Annotated in this window: 13 protein-coding genes; 11 read left to right on the top strand and 2 right to left on the bottom strand. The window is 42.9% G+C overall.

Translation table 11 applies throughout. The features are described 5' to 3' along the window. Nucleotides 1-77: 77 nt before the first annotated feature. The 11 genes from larA to QW087_05660 all read left to right on the top strand — a co-directional run bounded on the left by larA (nucleotide 78) and on the right by QW087_05660 (nucleotide 13,603). Nucleotides 78-1,364, top strand: coding sequence for a nickel-dependent lactate racemase (gene larA, locus QW087_05710; GenBank protein ID MEM2944217.1), 1,287 nt, complete (start codon nucleotides 78-80; stop codon nucleotides 1,362-1,364). Continuing rightward, a complete protein-coding gene (locus QW087_05705; protein MEM2944216.1) occupies nucleotides 1,361-1,666 on the top strand; it encodes a UxaA family hydrolase in 306 nt (101 codons plus the stop codon). Before larA ends, QW087_05705 begins: the two co-directional genes overlap by 4 nt. Before the next feature lie 6 nt (nucleotides 1,667-1,672). After that, a complete protein-coding gene (locus QW087_05700; protein ID MEM2944215.1) occupies nucleotides 1,673-2,836 on the top strand; it encodes a UxaA family hydrolase in 1,164 nt (387 codons plus the stop codon). A gap of 378 nt (nucleotides 2,837-3,214) precedes the next feature. Further along, nucleotides 3,215-5,530: an amino acid permease gene (locus tag QW087_05695; protein MEM2944214.1), complete on the top strand. Its 2,316-nt coding sequence runs from the start codon at nucleotides 3,215-3,217 to the stop codon at nucleotides 5,528-5,530. Nucleotides 5,531-5,909: 379 nt separating this feature from the next. After that, nucleotides 5,910-6,614 carry a DUF429 domain-containing protein gene (locus tag QW087_05690; GenBank protein ID MEM2944213.1) on the top strand — a complete coding sequence of 235 codons (705 nt, stop codon included), beginning with the start codon at nucleotides 5,910-5,912 and terminating at the stop codon, nucleotides 6,612-6,614. After that, nucleotides 6,611-7,360, top strand: a complete 750-nt coding sequence (locus QW087_05685) for a hypothetical protein (protein ID MEM2944212.1) — start codon at nucleotides 6,611-6,613, stop codon at nucleotides 7,358-7,360. The genes QW087_05690 and QW087_05685 overlap by 4 nt, the downstream gene beginning before the upstream one ends. Further along, nucleotides 7,357-8,337, top strand: a complete 981-nt coding sequence (locus QW087_05680) for an HD domain-containing protein (GenBank protein ID MEM2944211.1) — start codon at nucleotides 7,357-7,359, stop codon at nucleotides 8,335-8,337. Before QW087_05685 ends, QW087_05680 begins: the two co-directional genes overlap by 4 nt. Before the next feature lie 632 nt (nucleotides 8,338-8,969). Continuing rightward, entirely contained in the window at nucleotides 8,970-9,515 is a 546-nt protein-coding gene (locus tag QW087_05675) for an NTPase (protein MEM2944210.1), read from the top strand. Nucleotides 9,516-9,522: 7 nt separating this feature from the next. Then, nucleotides 9,523-10,461: a DUF72 domain-containing protein gene (locus QW087_05670; protein MEM2944209.1), complete on the top strand. Its 939-nt coding sequence runs from the start codon at nucleotides 9,523-9,525 to the stop codon at nucleotides 10,459-10,461. A gap of 44 nt (nucleotides 10,462-10,505) precedes the next feature. Further along, complete coding sequence (locus QW087_05665; GenBank protein MEM2944208.1) at nucleotides 10,506-12,605, top strand: acetate--CoA ligase family protein; 2,100 nt, start codon at nucleotides 10,506-10,508, stop codon at nucleotides 12,603-12,605. Then, entirely contained in the window at nucleotides 12,602-13,603 is a 1,002-nt protein-coding gene (locus QW087_05660) for a DRTGG domain-containing protein (protein ID MEM2944207.1), read from the top strand. Before QW087_05665 ends, QW087_05660 begins: the two co-directional genes overlap by 4 nt. Nucleotides 13,604-13,638: 35 nt before the next feature. Here QW087_05660 and QW087_05655 read toward each other — a convergent pair whose 3' ends face one another. Both QW087_05655 and QW087_05650 read right to left on the bottom strand, forming a co-directional pair. Further along, nucleotides 13,639-16,035, bottom strand: coding sequence for an SMC family ATPase (locus tag QW087_05655; GenBank protein ID MEM2944206.1), 2,397 nt, complete (start codon nucleotides 16,033-16,035; stop codon nucleotides 13,639-13,641). Between the two features lie 14 nt (nucleotides 16,036-16,049). Continuing rightward, complete coding sequence (locus QW087_05650; protein MEM2944205.1) at nucleotides 16,050-17,171, bottom strand: metallophosphoesterase; 1,122 nt, start codon at nucleotides 17,169-17,171, stop codon at nucleotides 16,050-16,052. Between the last annotated feature and the right edge of the window lie 3 nt (nucleotides 17,172-17,174).

The raw sequence follows: 17,174 nt of genomic DNA, 5'->3' as shown, positions 1-17,174 counted from the left end.
TCTTATTTTAGGTAGGACAAACCGAAGCATATTGAGCAAGTTCTAATATTTCCTTCGTCCATTGATGAGCGAGCGTAATGAATATTGGCTTCAGATACGGCAATAATAAAATTTTTGCAGAAGTGCCTGAGGAAAATATTCTATGGGAAATATTTCCAAGTGATCTTCCACCATTAGCTGATGAGCGACAAGCCATTAGAAATTCAATTGCGAATCCGATAGGCACTATGACATTATCTTCACTTGTCAAGCCAGGAATGAAGGTTGTTATCATCTCTGACGACTTTACTCGCTCCACACCAAGGAAGAAAATTCTGCCAGCATTACTCTCAGAATTAAACGAAGCAGGTGTGCGAGATGAAGAAATTACGGTACTTATTGGATTGGGTACTCACCGCTACATGACGCAGGCAGAAATCAAGAGAGATTTCGGAGAAGATGTTGTATCAAGAGTGAAGGTTTTTAATCATGAATGGATGAATCCTGAGAATCTTGTTTTCATCGGTACGACGGAAAATGGCACGCCTGTGACGATCAACAAAATTGCGTATAAGGCCGATTTCTTGATAGGGATTGGTAGCATAGTTCCTCATTGCTGGGCTGGATACTCAGGAGGCTCAAAGATCGTCCAACCTGGAATATGCGGACCTGAGACCACTGCCGCAACACACCATTTGATTTTTGACGATGATAAAAAGGTCCTCGAATATGCAGGCCAGCGGGGGAATAAAGTGATGCAAGAGATGAGGGCAGTTGCCAAGAAGGCAAAGTTGCGGTTCATTGTAAATTCTGTTTTTAATAGCAAGGGTCAAGTTGTGAGAGTTGTCGCTGGTGATCCTGTTGATGCTCACGAGGCCGGAATCGGGGATTCCGAGCATATCTTTGTGCGAGAGGTAAACAATAAAGTCGATATAGCGATCGTCGAAGCATTTCCAGCAGATCTCGATATGTGGCAGGCAACCAAACCCCTTTCGTATGTCAGAAGGGTGGTTAATGACGGAGGAACGGTCATTTTTATCACCGCAGCACCTGATGGAATTTCGCCGACTCATCCGTTTCTTGCTGAGAAAGGACGATACTCCTACGAGGAGCTTAAAGAAATGGCGGCTATGGGTCTTGTAAATGACAGAGTGGCGTGCTCTCTACTTATGCTTATAAAAAAGGGCGTTGAAGGGATCGATGTAATCGTCGTCTCGGACGGGCTTACAGAGGAAATGGCGTCGAAAATGGCAATGCATCATGCAAAGTCAATAAGCGATGCCCTCAATAGCGCTCTTGAGAAACATGGAAGAAACGCTACTATAGGCGTTATACATCATGGCGGAGATGTCTTGCCGGTTCTGAAGCGGAGTGTGGGAAAATGAATGCGAAGGCGATAAAGATTGATGAGAAAGATAACGTGGCCACTGCAATTGCTGAGATTAAAAAAGGGGAGATAGTTATAGTCAAAGGTAAGGTTGAGGAACAGATTAAGGTAATCCAGGATATTCCTTTTGGCCACAAGTTTGCGACGTCATTGATTGAAAAGGGAGCGAATGTTGTCAAATACGGCGAAGTCATCGGAAAAGCAACCTCTATGATACAGGTAGGGGAGCATGTTCATGTCCACAACATAGAAAGTCTGAGAGGGCGAGGAGACCTTGTTCGCGGAGTTCTCGAGGGTTGAGAGCGCATGAGAGATGACTTTTTTCTGGGCTTTGAGAGAAACAAATGCGCCGGCACTAGGAATTACGTCGCTATTCTACCATCAGTGGTATGTGCCAATGAGGTTGCGAGGATAATTGAAGAAAGAGTTGATGGGACCAGAGCGTTCCTCCATCATCAGGGCTGCATACAGATGGGAAGGGATCTGGAACAAACATTTAGGTCACTTCTTGGTTTTGGGCTAAATCCGAATTGTCATTCAGTACTCGTTATTGGTTTGGGATGCGAGGCGATTGATGCCGAGAAACTTGCCAATGAGATAGCGAAGAGCGGCAAACCTGTTGACCTGATTAAAATTCAGGATATGGGAGGGACTCTTAGGAGCGTGGACAAAGGCATAAAGATTGCAAGAGAATTCGTAGAAATCGCATCACAACAGCATCGGAAGCAAATCCCAGTTTCAGAGTTGACGATTGGAGTAAAGTGTGGAGCCTCAGATACGACCTCGGGTATAGCATCAAATCCCGCAACGGGAGTTGCAGCTGATATGATCATAGAAAGAGGCGGACGTGTAATTTTCGGGGAGACAACAGAAGTAATTGGGGCAGAGCACGTTTTGGCAAGAAGAGCTTTGACAAGTGACGTTGCTGAGAGACTTTACAAAGCCGTTGAGCGTATCGAAATGGAAGGCAAAAAAATGGGGGTTGATTTGAGAGGTTCTCAGCCAACGCCTGGAAATATAAAGGGCGGACTTTCTAGCATCGAGGAAAAGTCGCTAGGCGCAATTCGTAAAGCAGGTACTTCTCCCCTGGTAAGCGTAATTGAGTATGCTGGACGACCGAATGATAAGGGACTTATTTTTATGGACTCACCTGGGCGTGAGGTAGAAGTTGTCTCGGGATTTATGGCTTCTGGTGCACAGGTGATCGTTTTTTCAACAGGACTCGGCGCTCCGTTCGGTCTTCCTGTCGTGCCAGTGATCAAGGTGACGGGCAATCCCAAAACAGCAAAATTTCGACAGGATGATATTGACTTGGACGTGTCAAACATAATCAATGGCGAAGAAACGATCGAAAATGCAGGCAAAAGAATATATGATGAAATTATCGCCGTGGCGTCAGGCAAACTCGTGAAGTCTGAAATTCTTGGATATCGTTTCGTGGATATCTGGAGGATTGGGCCAACTTTGTGATATCTATCTGGTAATTTTCTCGAGTCCTAGGTTGATCTTTTGAAAAGAAACACCAGTGCAACGATCCTTATGAAATCATCAGCTGGATTTTGTTTCATATCTAGCCGCTCCACACAGTTCCCATCGGGTTCAATTGATTATGATTTCTCCATTCTGGTCGTCGATCTGGTTAGTGTTAAAACAAACATCTTAAAGGTTCTAGGCAAACCTTTCCGATCAGCCGATGGGGGGGCGGGCTACTTACGTCAAAGGATTCGGTTGACAATTGCATCATCAAGTTAATATTTGAATGTTAAAATGAGAAAAATATTCCTAGCATTGGTTCAATTCATGTAAGGAAATGCTTATTTTCATTTATCTCATAACTGTGCGCCAAGCATGGATGAATTTTCTGGTAATAGTCTGCAAAGTGTTGAAATAACTTTGCGGAGAGACCTCGGACTACTAGAGGTGTTAATGATCGGCATAGGGCCGAATATAGGCTCCACAATCTTCGTATTAGTCGGTATTGCCATCGGTATTGCAGGACCTGCCATCATTTTGGCGCTGGTGCTCAACTTTATTATTACATTGTTAACAGCAATGTCGTACGCTGAGTTATCAAGCGCCTTCCCAGAAACGGGTGGGGGATATCTTTGGATCAAGGAAGCCTTGTTCCCTCCCTTTGGATTTCTCGGAGGATGGATGTCCTGGGTGGGTCATTGCATTGCATGTGCGGTTTACGCCTTAGGTTTCGGTCTGGGAGTAGGCGCACTTTTTTCTCAGTACAATATCCATTTTGGCATTTCACAAGAAATGGTTTCTAAGTTGTTCGCCGTTGGCATCTCAATTTTCTTTATTCTCTTAAATTACCGTGGGGTCAAAGGAGCTGGCAGGTCTGAGGTGATCATTTCAGTAATGCTTATTGGAATTATCCTGGTTTACATTCTTTTCTGCTTTATTGCGCTAGCAAATGGTAATGGTGCGATAAATGCATTTGAGCCATTTGTTCCTATGGGATACATGAGTATTGCCACATCAATGGGATTTACTTTTATGATATTCGAGGGTTACGAGATTGTGGCCCAGACTGGGGAGGAAACAAAAAACCCTGAAAAGACTGTTCCTCGGGCCATGTTTCTTTGCATTTCAATCAGCACCGCCCTTTTCCTTATAATAACTGCTCTAACCCTGGCTGTCATAGGATGGGAGCCTGTAGCTGAGATGGCTGCGGCAGGTAGAGGCCAAGATGCCCTCGTTGTTGCTGCTCAGAGGGTGGTTCCATTTGTCGGTGGTGCTATCATATCCGTTGGCATTGTGATCGGCTCGATTGCTGCAGTCAACTCGGTGATTTTTTCGGCTTCAAGGGTTTCATTTGCAATGGGACGTGATGGAAACCTACCAACTATCTTTGGTAAACTTAGCGCAAAGAATCATACCCCTTCCATTGCAATCTTCTTTAGCGGGAGCATCATCATCTTCGCCTCAGCTCTGTTACCAATTGAGCGAGTTGCGGCAGTCGCGGATATACTGATTCTCTTGCTTTTCATTCTCGTAAATATATCGGCATTAGTTCTGAGATGGAAAAGACCAGATGCTAAGCGACATTTTCTCATTCCGCTCTTTCCAGTAATTCCATTGATCGCAATTGGTGCAAAAGTGTTTCTTGCCGCCTCCTTATTTAGATTTGAACCCCTTGCATGGTATATTGCGCTCGCCATAATTTATGCAGGTCTCTTCATCCATTACTTTGCCAAGGGAAGAAAGGAAATCGAGAAAATAGAGTTGCCAGAAAGAATACCACTAACACCTGATGAATTAAGGAAATTTAGAATACTCATACCTCTTGAAGATCCAAAAAATATTGGTTTGATAGATTTGGGATGCATAGTGGCGTCGAAGAACCAGGGAGAAATTCTTCTAATGAATATCGTAGAAATACCCACAACTGTTCCGCTGGACGCAATCGATAAGAAGCTCATAGATGGAAGAAGAAAAATGCTCGAAAAGGTCAAAGTTTATTCAGAGCTCAGAGGCGTGCCCACAAGAGCGGTTGTCTCAGTATCCCACGACGTTGTAACAGCCATTATCGATACTGCCCAAGAAGAAGCCGCCGATATGATAATACTTGGATGGAAGGGTTATTCGCGAACAAAGAAAAGAATATTCGGCAGGAAGATGGATGATATACTCAGACGTACCCCGTGTGATGTAATTATAATGAGAGACGAAGAAAAACTGAGACCAGAAAATATCCTTATTCTTTCTGGAGGGCTCTGGCATGTGAGTAAGGCGACAGAAATTGCTGCCGAGATTGCAAGAATAGAAGGTGCCAGGATAACGATTCTTAATGTTATCGTCGATGAAAAATATCGATTAAAGGCTCTTGATTACTCAAGGCGACTGATGAAGATTGTGGAACGTGCTGGTGTTCCCGTGATCACTAAAGAAATCAGACCCGAGACCATTGTTGGGGGCGTCGTAGCTGAATCGATGGATTATGATCTTCTAGTAATAGGGGTTACTGCTGGCAAACGGTGGAAGAAGTTCATCTTTGGTCCTACACATGACAAGATTGTGCAAAATGTCAAATGTCCTGCGATCATATACGAGCGTGTTGCGAGGAAGCAGGAACCTGGGATCGGTGGACAAGTTTCTGACAGGATCGACTCCGATCAATTGAAGTCTAGTGCTACCGATAATGAAGATATCTGAAGGACTATATTATCTGGAATCTGCAATTTCCTGGAGATAATTTTTCATGAGATCTCTGTTGTAGCTTATTGGGAATGTTTTTTGATTCGGAAAATTGAGGGATTTCTCATAATACAGTCTCGCAAATTTTGCCGATTTAACCAATACTTAAGCATGCAAATATAGATACTGTCTGCAAGACCAGGATCAGGGAAATTAAAATGTTTTATTGAGAAATGTTCAGGGATGTAAAAATAAGTAGTCATTAATCCCATGGCCATACTTATACGGTTTTTTAGAATACACTTTGCTTTTCTCGCCAGATTAAAGGCTTTAATGGTATGCGAAAACAGGGAGAAAATTACATTAATGGTATAGCTGGTCCGATATAGGTATTGCAATGAAGTTTATCGGCATCGATTTAGGGTGGAAGATGAATCCTCCTCGAACCAATGGAACGGCTGTTTGCATGATGAATTTGAATGGGGAAGTTGAAGATATCGAATTGCTGACAACGGACGAGGATATTCTTGAAAGGCTGATTTTGAACGAGGATGCTTGGGTTGGAATTGACGCCCCATTGATGATGCCTGATGAGGGGCGACTACGAAAATGTGAAAGAATCCTCTTTTCAAGAGGTATTCGTCTACTTCCAACAAATCGTCAATTTTCAATCAAGCGATTCGGAGGATGCCGTGGTGAGCGGCTCGTTGCGAAATTGAACTTACTTGGTTTTGAATTAAGAAATTGTCATCATCCAAAAGGAAAGGCGATTTTTGAAGTATACCCATATGGGATTCTTTACGCAATTACAAACGGCAACGTCCCTCGATACAAAAAAGGCCGGAAGGAAGTACGTCGCAAGGGCATTTTGGAAGTATTAGATGGTATAATAAGCTGGGAACATTCGATTAGAATACCAAAAGGACTGAAAGAATCTATTTTATCGGATCAGAATCTCGCGGCCGCGGGAGATATGATCGATGCACTCCTTTGTGCAGTATGCGTGTATTCGCACTGGATTTATATTGGAATGCGAACTGAATGTTTAGGTGAAGAATCGGATGGTCTTATCTTGTTGCCAATCATGGAGGGAAATCGTTGAATGAAGAACATGATAGCAAGCTGAAATCTATTTCCGAATCAGTTGCAGAGAATTACGGGGTAAAGCTGATCCATGCTGAGTTTTCTCCTTTCAAAGAACTAAAAGCTAAATGGAAAAGGAATGGAACAGCGATTGAATTGTGCATATCGGACTACTTGCAGTGGGCAGATGAAGAGGTCCTTACTGAGTTTATTCATGCAGTAATGAGAAGGATCATCTATGGTAGAGACTCCAACCTATATGGAGATGCTCTCAAGAAATGGATCACTACAGAAGAATTTGCAAAAAGGAATAGACCAATTTACCTGTCACGGAGCAAAAATCTGAAACTTTCTCCGAGCGGTTCGGTATATAATCTTGAAGATATTCGTGACCAACTGATATCTAAAGGTCTCATCCAAGATTCTTCAAATGCATTTATTACATGGACCATCAATGGAAACAGAAGTCGTGTAGGGTACTGCAGCCTAATCATGAAGGTGATAGCGATAAGTTCGACTCTTGACTCGCACGCAATTCCCGTAACAGTGCCATCATATGTGTTGTATCATGAGCTCTTACATCTCGAGCTTGGCAAGCACAATCTCACATCGGGACATGATAACGAATTCAGAATGCTCGAGAGAAAGTTTCCCAACTGGATAGAGGCTAAAGAATTGTTGAAAAAGTTATCAAAGCGAAACTCTGGACAAGCAGAAAGATCTTTTCGAAAGGATTTTAGACGCGTGAGAGATGATGAATCATGAATTCTACCTCTTCAAAGAAACGCTTTATCAAGAATCTTGTCGCTGGAGAAGAAATTGACGAACTTTTTTCTATAAAGTACAAAAAGCCACCCCGAAAATACGCGCGTGGTTATATGTTTGAGTTGCGCATTTGCGATAAGACCGGTCAGATTAATGCAAAGTACTGGGGAGGAGCGGACGAAGAGTCAGTTCAAAGACTTTACGAGAGTCTGAAAGAGGGCGATGTAATTAGAATTAAGGGAACAGTTGCAGAGTACAACAACGTTCTTGAAATTGGGGTTAGTGCTGATAAAGGACATTCTATCAATTTGATCCCAGATGGAGAATACAATGTCCGAGATTTCGTTGCAGTTAGCGATAAAGATCTTGATCAGATGATTTCTAGTCTAAATGCGATGATAAGAAAAGTGGATAATGTTCACCTCCGATCGCTTCTTGTTCACTTCTTTTCCGACGAATCGTTTGTTGAGAAATTTAAGCATTCACCAGCATCGATGTCTATTCACGGATTTTGGATAGGCGGACTGCTCGAGCACACGCTTCGCGTAACACAGCTCTGCGAGTTCCTATCAAGGTTATTTCCAACCCTAGATCGTGATTTGCTCATTGCCGGTGCAATTCTACATGATGTGGGAAAAATTGAAGAATATACCATCTCAACGAGTATCGAAGAAACGGATGACGGAATGTTCAGGGGACATTTGGTAATAGGAGAAGAAATGATCTCAAGGGCATGTGATTCAATCACCGAGTTTCCCCGCTCTCTGAAACTCAAGATTTGCCATATTATTTTGAGCCATCACGGAAAGCCTGAATTTGGATCTCCAAAGATTCCCGTTTTTCCTGAAGCAGTTGCTGTCAGTTTAGCAGATGACGTGGAGTGCAAAATAGAGCAGTATCTCAGAGCAAGGGAAGAAGCATCAACAGATAACGATTGGTTCTGGAGTAAGAGGTTGGGATCAGTCTATCTGCGCTAATCCTTCTCTAATTCGAAATAATAAGAACACTTTGGCAGTCCCTTGAGTTGATCTGGGTGCCATGGGAATGCTTCACAAAACGAAGGTCTCTTTGAATAAATTGTGCATGTCCACACGTTATCAATTAGTGCCAGAAACTGGCATTGTCCGTTCTCTGGTAATCCATTATTTAAATAGAAATTTCTGGCCTCTTCATCAATTTCGAAGCGCGGTTTGCAGCAATCTCCACACCGATTGCATTCACCCTTTCTAATAAACCTGACCAACGTTAAATGAATGGAATTCTTCGATGATTAACATTTCGAGGATCATTTAGGCATCTCAATCGATTATCATAAATTCCAAAATCTTTGTTCCCCAGCCTTAACAAATTGGGTCATCGCAGGGAATCACCCAACTCACCACATTGACCCAGGCTGGGGATTGTAGAGTACCGGGGTTGGTCCCCAGTCATGACCCGATGTCACATCGGAGTTCCTGGAGCGACCCATTATTATCGGTACCCGTATGCCTGAGAATATCAGAGACATCTCAGGCAATTGATATTAATCTGTGTTCACTATATAAACTTAGATGTCTTCTTCCAAAAATGCGCACAACAACCGGTTTCTCTCCAAAGTAGGAGGCAAAAAATGGGTCTTGCAAAGAATATCCTGATCACTGGCATACCAGGAGTGGGAAAAACAACAGTAATTAAGAAAGTCGTGGAGAAACTCGGGGAAAGATGCGGAGGATTTTACACTGAGGAGATCAGATCTGAAGGAATCAGAGTGGGGTTTAAAATCGTGTCGCTCGATGGTAAAACAGGAGTTTTGGCTAGCATTTCGCTAAGCGGCGCTCCAAAAGTCGGAAAATATGGTGTGAATCTGCAGGAAATCAACAATATAGCGGTAACATCAATTGCCGAAGCGATAAGGTCTGAGAAGATTGTGGTAATCGATGAAATTGGAAAAATGGAAGTCTTGTCGCCGCTGTTCAGATCACTCGTAGTATTGGCCCTTGACTCACAAAATGTCGTCATAGCAACGGTATCTGAAAAAGGCAAAGAGGATTTCTTTGATGAGATCAAGATGAGGTCTGATGTAGAGCTTTATGTAGCAACCTTTGAAAATCGCGACATACTTCCAAATATCATCTTGAACCGATTGAGAAACTTTTTATCGGGAGATGAACAATAGAAACACGATGAGTGTACTCATAGGATGCAGTGGCTGGTCATACGACGATTGGATTGGGCGTTTCTACCCTCTTTATCTCGCAAAAAAGAAAGAAGAGTGGTTGCGATATTATGCGCAGTTTTTTAAGACCGTCGAGATAAACAGCACCTTCTACAGACCGCCGAGCGAATTTCTTGTAAGATCATGGATTTCAAAAGGACTGTTATTCGGAGAATTCGAATTTTCGGTCAAAATTCCGCGAGTCGTCACTCACGAATCATTGGTTCAAGGAGATTGCGAAGCTGCCATCAATCAAGCGCTTTCGTTCGAAAGAATTTGTCTTTCTCCACTTGAAGAGAAGGGTCTTCTTGGAGCTGCGCTTTTACAACTCTCACCTCATTTCAAGTATTCTGATAGCTCGCTTAGAATGCTTTCATCACTTCTCTATTCACTCTCGTGTGACAAGTTCAAGTACGCAATCGAATTCCGTCATAATTCATGGCTTGATGGAATTCGAGAGCATGTAATTGAAGATGTTGTAGATATTCTGAGGGAGCATAAGGTCGCTATTGTGGTGGTTGATGGGCCCGGATTTCCCTTCATAGATGAACTGACATCAAATCATGTTTACATTCGATTTCATGGTCGTAATTACGACATTTGGTTCAGTGAAGAAAGGGAGGATGATCCTCGAATAAATCGATACGATTATTTGTATAGCTTGGATCAACTAAGACCCTGGCAAGAAAGAATCGGAAGAATGAAAAATGCTGCAGCAGAGGTTAGGGTTTATTTCAATAATCACGGTAGTGCAAAAGCAGTGAAGAATGCTCTTCAAATGATGGATCTCCTTTCGATACCTCATCGCCAAAAGGATGTACAGGTTCAGAGTCAGATGAAACTCGGCAGATATGGTTCGATTCTCGTATCGAGTGATTCAGAATTGAAACATAATCTAGAAATATAGGTATCTAATTCGGCGTAGGCAAAATCGACGCAGGGAGATTTGAAATGAAAACGTTGTTTGAACCAAAATCCATAGCGGTCGTCGGTGCCGCGAGAGAAGAAACAAAGGTTGGGCACGTTGTTGTCAAAAATCTTATAGCTTCAGGTTTCGAAGGAAGAATCTACCCTGTTAATCCGAAGGCAGATGTAATCTTGGGACTCAAATGTTATGCATCCTTGACTGCTATACCAGATGAAATCGACCTTGCGATTGTCGTTGTTCCGAATGTACTAGTACCAAAAATCATGGAAGAGGCAGGCCATAAGGGTGTTAAGTCTGCCATCATTATAACTTCGGGATTCAAAGAAAGCGGAAAAGAAGGGGCTGAACTCGAGAGAAAAGTGGGAGAGATCGGCAGGAAGTATGGTATCAACATTCTTGGCCCGAACTGCCTCGGACTGATCAACACTCATCACAATATGAATGCGACGTTTACAAGAAATTATCCAAAAGAAGGGACAATTTCCATAATGTCGCAATCTGGTGCAATCTGCACGACAATTTTAGACTGGGCTTCACAAAACAGAATCGGCTTTGCAAAATTCATCAGTGTTGGTAACAAAGTTGACATCGATGAAGCTGATCTGCTTGCGTATCTCCGAAATGATGACTACACAAAAGCCATCGCGATGTACATTGAGGGAACGGATCGTGGCACTGAGTTCATGCGTCAAGCATCGCTTACAACTAGAAGCAAGCCTATCATCGCTTTAAAAGCGGGAAGAACTAGCTCCGGTGCGAAAGCGGCTTCATCACACACCGGAGCGCTTTCTGGTAGCGATGCAGTATATGATGCAGCGATGGATCAAGCTGGCATCGTTCGCGTCAAGACAATTGACCAGCTATTTGATTTGCTGCTGGTCTTTTCGAATATGCCGCTGCCAACAGGTGATAAGGTTGCGATCGTAACGAACGCAGGAGGACTAGGCGTAATGGCTGCCGATGCTGCAGCTGATCACGGTCTGACGCTCGCCTCATTTTCCCCCGAAACTATTTCAAAGTTGAAAAGCAGATTGCCTGAGCAGGCAAATTTCTACAATCCTGTTGATGTCATAGGCGATGCTGATGCGGCAAGATATGAATTTGCAATTAAGACTGTAATGGAAGATGAAAATGTATCATGTATTGCAGTGATGCTCGCTCCCACCGATCTCGTCGATATCCCTGCGACTGCAAAAATCATAGCTTCATTTGCTGGAAAGACGAAGATCCCCATTGTTACAGCTTTTGTTGGTGGAAAGGATTGTGAGGCTGGCATTAAGATACTGAGCGAAGCGGGGATTCCTAATTACGAATCGCCTGATAGGGCAATGTTCGCACTTAGCGGAATGGTTAGATATGCACGTATTAAAAATATCAGGGTAGAGAGTGGACCTGTGTTGATCAAAGGCGATACAAAGAAGGTAAGAGAACTGCTCGATCGCGTGGTAGCAGAAGGGAGGACCTCACTCAGTGAAGAAGAAGGCAAAGAAATCTTCCGAGCTTATGGAATACCAGTGCCTGGCGAGGGAATTGCTAAAACACCAGAAGAGGCTGTTGAAATTGCAAACAGACTTGGATACCCTGTTGTGATGAAAATTGTATCTCCGGATATCTTTCACAAGACAGATGTCGGCGGAGTTTCCATCAATATAAAGTCACCTGATGAAGTACGCAAGCAGTTCGATATCATACTATCTCGAACTAGAAGCATAGCACCAAGGGCACGAATAATAGGCATATCAATTCAGCAGATGATTACTGGCCGTGAGGTCATCGTTGGCATGGTCAGGGATCCGCAGTTCGGTCCAGTAATTACATTTGGTCTTGGAGGGATATTTGTCGAGATACTGAAGGACGTATCTCAAAGAATCGCACCGTTGACTCCATCTGATGTCAATACCATGATTCAATCGATCAAGGCTTTTCCGATACTCACGGGCGCAAGGGGAAAGAAGCCTGCCGATATCGAATCACTTAAAGATGTCGTATTTAGGGTTGCCCAGATAGCACTGGACTTCCCTGAAATCTCCGAGCTGGAGATCAACCCAGTAATCGTAGGGGATGAAGGAAAAGGTTGTGGCGCTGTAGATGCGCTCGTTACAATTAGGAGGGAGAGTAGGTGAAAGCGATTTATTTAGGAGCTGTGGTAGAGAGAGCAGGCAAAACAATGGTGTCGCTTGGACTTGCCAAGAACTGTCCAGGCAGGGTGGGATATTTCAAACCGTTCAAGGAAGACGTAATATCCGTTGATGATCGGCTTGTTGACATGGATGCGCATTTAATGAAAAAAGCTTTGAATTTGGGACAGGACGAAGAAGCATTATCACCGATTCGATATGATCTCTTCAAACCCGCATTGATGGATAAACTTCTCAGCGCATATGAACGGGTGAAATGCGAATGTGATTATATGTTAATAGAGGGAGCAAGGATCATTCAAACAGGATATTTACACGATGTATCAGGTCTTGCGTTCTCTGAGGCGGTCGGTGCCGATGTAGTGCTTGTTTCGACTTCGCAGCCGCAAGCAATTGAATCCGTAGGGTTGCTGAAGCGTCTCATGGAATCATATGAAGTCAATTTCAGAGGTGTCATTCTTAATAAGACGGACGATCCGGCATATGAAGCTCTCCTTGCCGAGAAGGGGATTCCAGTTCTCGGATCAATCCCTACTCTCCGCGAATTGAAATATTATCGGGTTAAAGAAGTTGCAGATGCGCTTGGTGCAGACGTCATCGTTGGCGAACAAGGCCTCGACAAAATCGTTGAAGAAGTTATGATCGGTGCGATGCGGCCCGAAACCGCTATCAAGTATTTGAGGCGTGTTGCAAGGAAGGCTGTAATTACTGGAGGTGACAGATCCGATATACAAATTGCAGCATTGTCAACGGATACTTCCTGTTTGATCCTCACAGGTGGTCTTTATCCGGAAAAAACTGTAATTGCAAAGGCCTATGAGGAGCAAATTCCGGTTCTGCTTGTTCGTTACGACACGGCAACCACGGCTGAAATGGTCGAACATTTGATTGCTAGAATCGCTCCTGACGATCAAAGGAAGATCGATTTAATCACCAAAGCCGTTAGGGAACACGTTGATCTCAGTAAGATCTGGGAAAAATAAAGAAAAATCTACGAAACAGATACACGTGAGTGAAATCAGGCCATAATACTGATTTCGCTCGTTCCGTCTTCTTTTTCTATTACATTGATTACATGAGTCATAAATTCTCTTATGTCCTCAATATGTGTGATCAATATGATTTGATTGAATTGCTTCGACAACTGATTTAGTGTTCTCATGATATTTCGCTTTCTGACCTGATCCTGTGAGCCAAAAATCTCATCGAGTATGAGAAAATTGACGCTACTGCCAGCCCTCTCTGCGATTACTCTAGAAATTGCCAATCTTAGGCAAAGATTTGCAAGGTCGGCTTCGCCTCCAGAAAATCTCGAGATAGGATATCGTTCTCCGCCATCGAAGATATATATTTCGTATTTTTCATCAAGCTCCATGCCGGCAAATTTCGAGTCTGTCAACTCGTTAAATAGGGATGATGAAATTTCAGATAAAGTGGGAACTATTCTTGCCATTACGTTTTCCTTAAAGGCTTTCATTACATTGCCCAGCGCTGAAAGCTGTTCCAGTTTCTTTGTTCCGATGAGAAGATTTTCCTCCTGTGACTTTATCTCTTCAATCTGCTGCTCAATAGTTTTGATCTGAAATTCCATCAGCTTTATATCACCCTCCTTTTCCTTTACGTCTATCTCAACTTCTTGCTTCATCCTCAGCGCTGAATCGTAACTGTCGTAGACTGCTTTCGCTTCGCTCTCATTATAACAAAGGGAATCGATTTGCTCTTGGATCTTATCGAGCGATTCTCTTTCAATTCTCAAGCGCTCATTGATTTCCGTCAGGTCTTTTTCAGCCTCTGGAAGACGCCTAAGCTGCGCAGCTAATTCTATATAGCGATGTTTTTCTCCCTCCAGATTCCTTATTCTATTCTTGATTTGCTCGTATTCCGCCTCATTAAACGAGATTTCTCCAAGTGTTTCCAATTTTCTTTTCAGCTCATCCCTATCCAAAATGCATTTTCTCAATTCATCCTGAAGATGCTCAATGTCTGCGGAGATCTTTATTTCTTCTTTTTGCTTCCTCAGCAGATCAATTCTCCTCTTTTCCAGCACTTCTTTTCGCTCTTCTTCTTTTCTAATGATAATTCTATTGTTTTCTATCTCACCTTCCTTCTCTCTAATGAGTTGCTCAAGCTGCTCTATTTCTCTTTGAAGTTTATCGAGGAGCAAAACCTGTTGCTCGCCCAGGGGTCTTTCGCACATTGGACACAGCCCCTCAGGCCCAAGATTTGCAATCTCCTTTCGTTTTCTCTTTGCTTCTTCGATGTTCTCTAATTCTCTTTTAATGTCAGATATTAAGATATTCGCGTTAGACTTTGCATCGTTAATTTTTTTCTCAACTTCTGAAATTGTTCTTTCCACGATTTGAATCCGGCTCTCAATGTCTTTGTATGCAGCTAGTCGTTTTCTTCTATCCTCAATCTCTGCCTGAATTGTATTCATCTTCTGACTAACCTTATCAAGCTGGGTTTTCGTACTCTTGGATTCTGCAAATGCCTGTTGAATTCTATCAAGCTCTTCTCGCTTCTTTTCTAATTCGATGCATGAAAGGTAGATTGGTTCAAGCCCTCTGAGCTCCTCAGAGATCTTGCGAAGTTTTCTGATTTCGTCCTCAAGCTCTTTCCTTTTGCGATCGAAGGAGGCCAGCCTTTCCTTTTTTTCAATACAACGTTGATTTAGCTGTATAAACAACTGCTCTTTACTTTTCATCGCTTCTCTCTGAGCTCTTGCTGATCGAAACAACTCCTCCTGGCTGGCTAATTTTTCCATTAAGGATTCATATTTTAGTTTTTCTTCATTTAGCCTCATACCCATCGATTTCAGCTCGTCGTTCAATTTATCTATTTTCTTTTTCCCGTCTGTCTCTAACAGATGAGCCGACATAATTTCCAGTTCACGTCTAGTCGAGTCAACATCTTTGCTTATTGCACTAACTACGCTGTCCAGCACATCGATTTCGAGCATCCTGAGGATGAGTTTCTTTCTTTCGCTCGGCTGCAGTTCCGACAAGGCAGCAAGATCCTTTTGTCTCGCAAAAACTGATATGAAAAACGCCTTATAATCCATACCAAGTATCCTTGTGAGCTCATCTGTGACAATTCTATCGCCTTTCGCAAGTGGCTTGTTGTTGACTATCAGCTTCGCATCAACTTTGAGATCTCGACCTTTCATTGACCGTTCGAGTTTGTAAAAATCGCCAGCTATCTCGAACTCAAGAAAAACTCGACATTCTTCATTCGGTCCAGCATTTGCTCTGAGTACGCCCTCTTTCGTCGTTCTGACAATCGGTGCTTCATTACCATAAATTGCCCAGGCGATGGCCTCTATAAGACTTGACTTTCCTACTCCATTTGGACCAATGATTCCAATGACACCGTCAGGAAATTCAATGGCACAGTGTTTGAACTTCCTGTAGTTCACTAATTCCATATATCTCAATCTGATTGTTCCATCCCCCTATGGAGATAGCCAAGTCCTAACTCCTTAATTGACTCCTTGCTAACACCCTCCAATGGATACCGTTCTAAGAACGAAATGAATTCTTCGTGGAGAGAACGGACAACAGCGGTTGGTTGCTGCACCGCTACATTCTCCTGGATGAGATCATATTTCAAATCGAAAACGAGGGCAGATCTGGTCATTTCTCTAATCCAGCCAAAGTCCAAAGCTTTGTAAAGTGAACTACGCAAGTTCTTGATCTTCAATCTGACTATCTTTCCTTCTATCGGTTGCGACTCGACAATTCTTTCGATCTCCTCTTTTAGTGTAATCGAATCCATCCGCATTGCGTCGATGACTGGTAGGTCAATCATTTCCCTCGTTGGAATCTCTATGAATTTTCTCTTGCATTCGCCAAGATCCAAAACAATGAATCCTTTCCTCTGATTTGCCTCTGCGAATGATAGCCTTTCCGTTGAACCTGCATAGAATGCATTGTTTATGACCTCACAAAAGCCATGGTAATGACCAAGTGCTATGTAGTCAAATTCTCTCTTCAGATATGAGGACTGGATGACCGTCTCATTGAATTCATCCATACGAAAAACTCCTAATCCTATCACGCCCACATGCATCATCATTATGTTGTATTTTGCACCCTTGTCCAATTCTATCTTTTCAATATTTCTTCTCATGAGATCATTTTCGCAGTGAGGAATTGCATGAATGGCGACGTCGCCAATCTGAACTTTCTCGTAAGACCCCTTATAAACAGGCACGATTCCCTTTATGTGTTCAAATATTCTGAAAACGCTTCCAGTTTCCTGAAGCCGTGGGGTTGAATGATTCCCAGCAATAACAATAATAGGAATTCCCTGCTCAGTAACGCGTAGCATCTGTTCAATTGCAAAAGAAAGCGCTCTGTTTGTTGGCCGAACAGAATCGAACAAATCACCTGAATGGAGAACAAGATCGGGTTTTATTTTGAGGATTTCATCTATAACGCGCCTAAATGCATTGAAAACATCGATCTCTCTTTGGTTGAGGCTAGTTTCCTCGTCCACCTTTGAATAAGCTGTGTAACCGAGATGAGTGTCTGAGATATGTGCGATTTTCACTTT

The organism is Methanomassiliicoccales archaeon, assembly GCA_038850735.1.
Lineage (GTDB): Archaea > Thermoplasmatota > Thermoplasmata > Methanomassiliicoccales > JACIVX01 > JACIVX01.
Note: the sequence above shows the minus strand (reverse complement) of the source record. Positions and strands in the feature narration are given on the sequence as shown.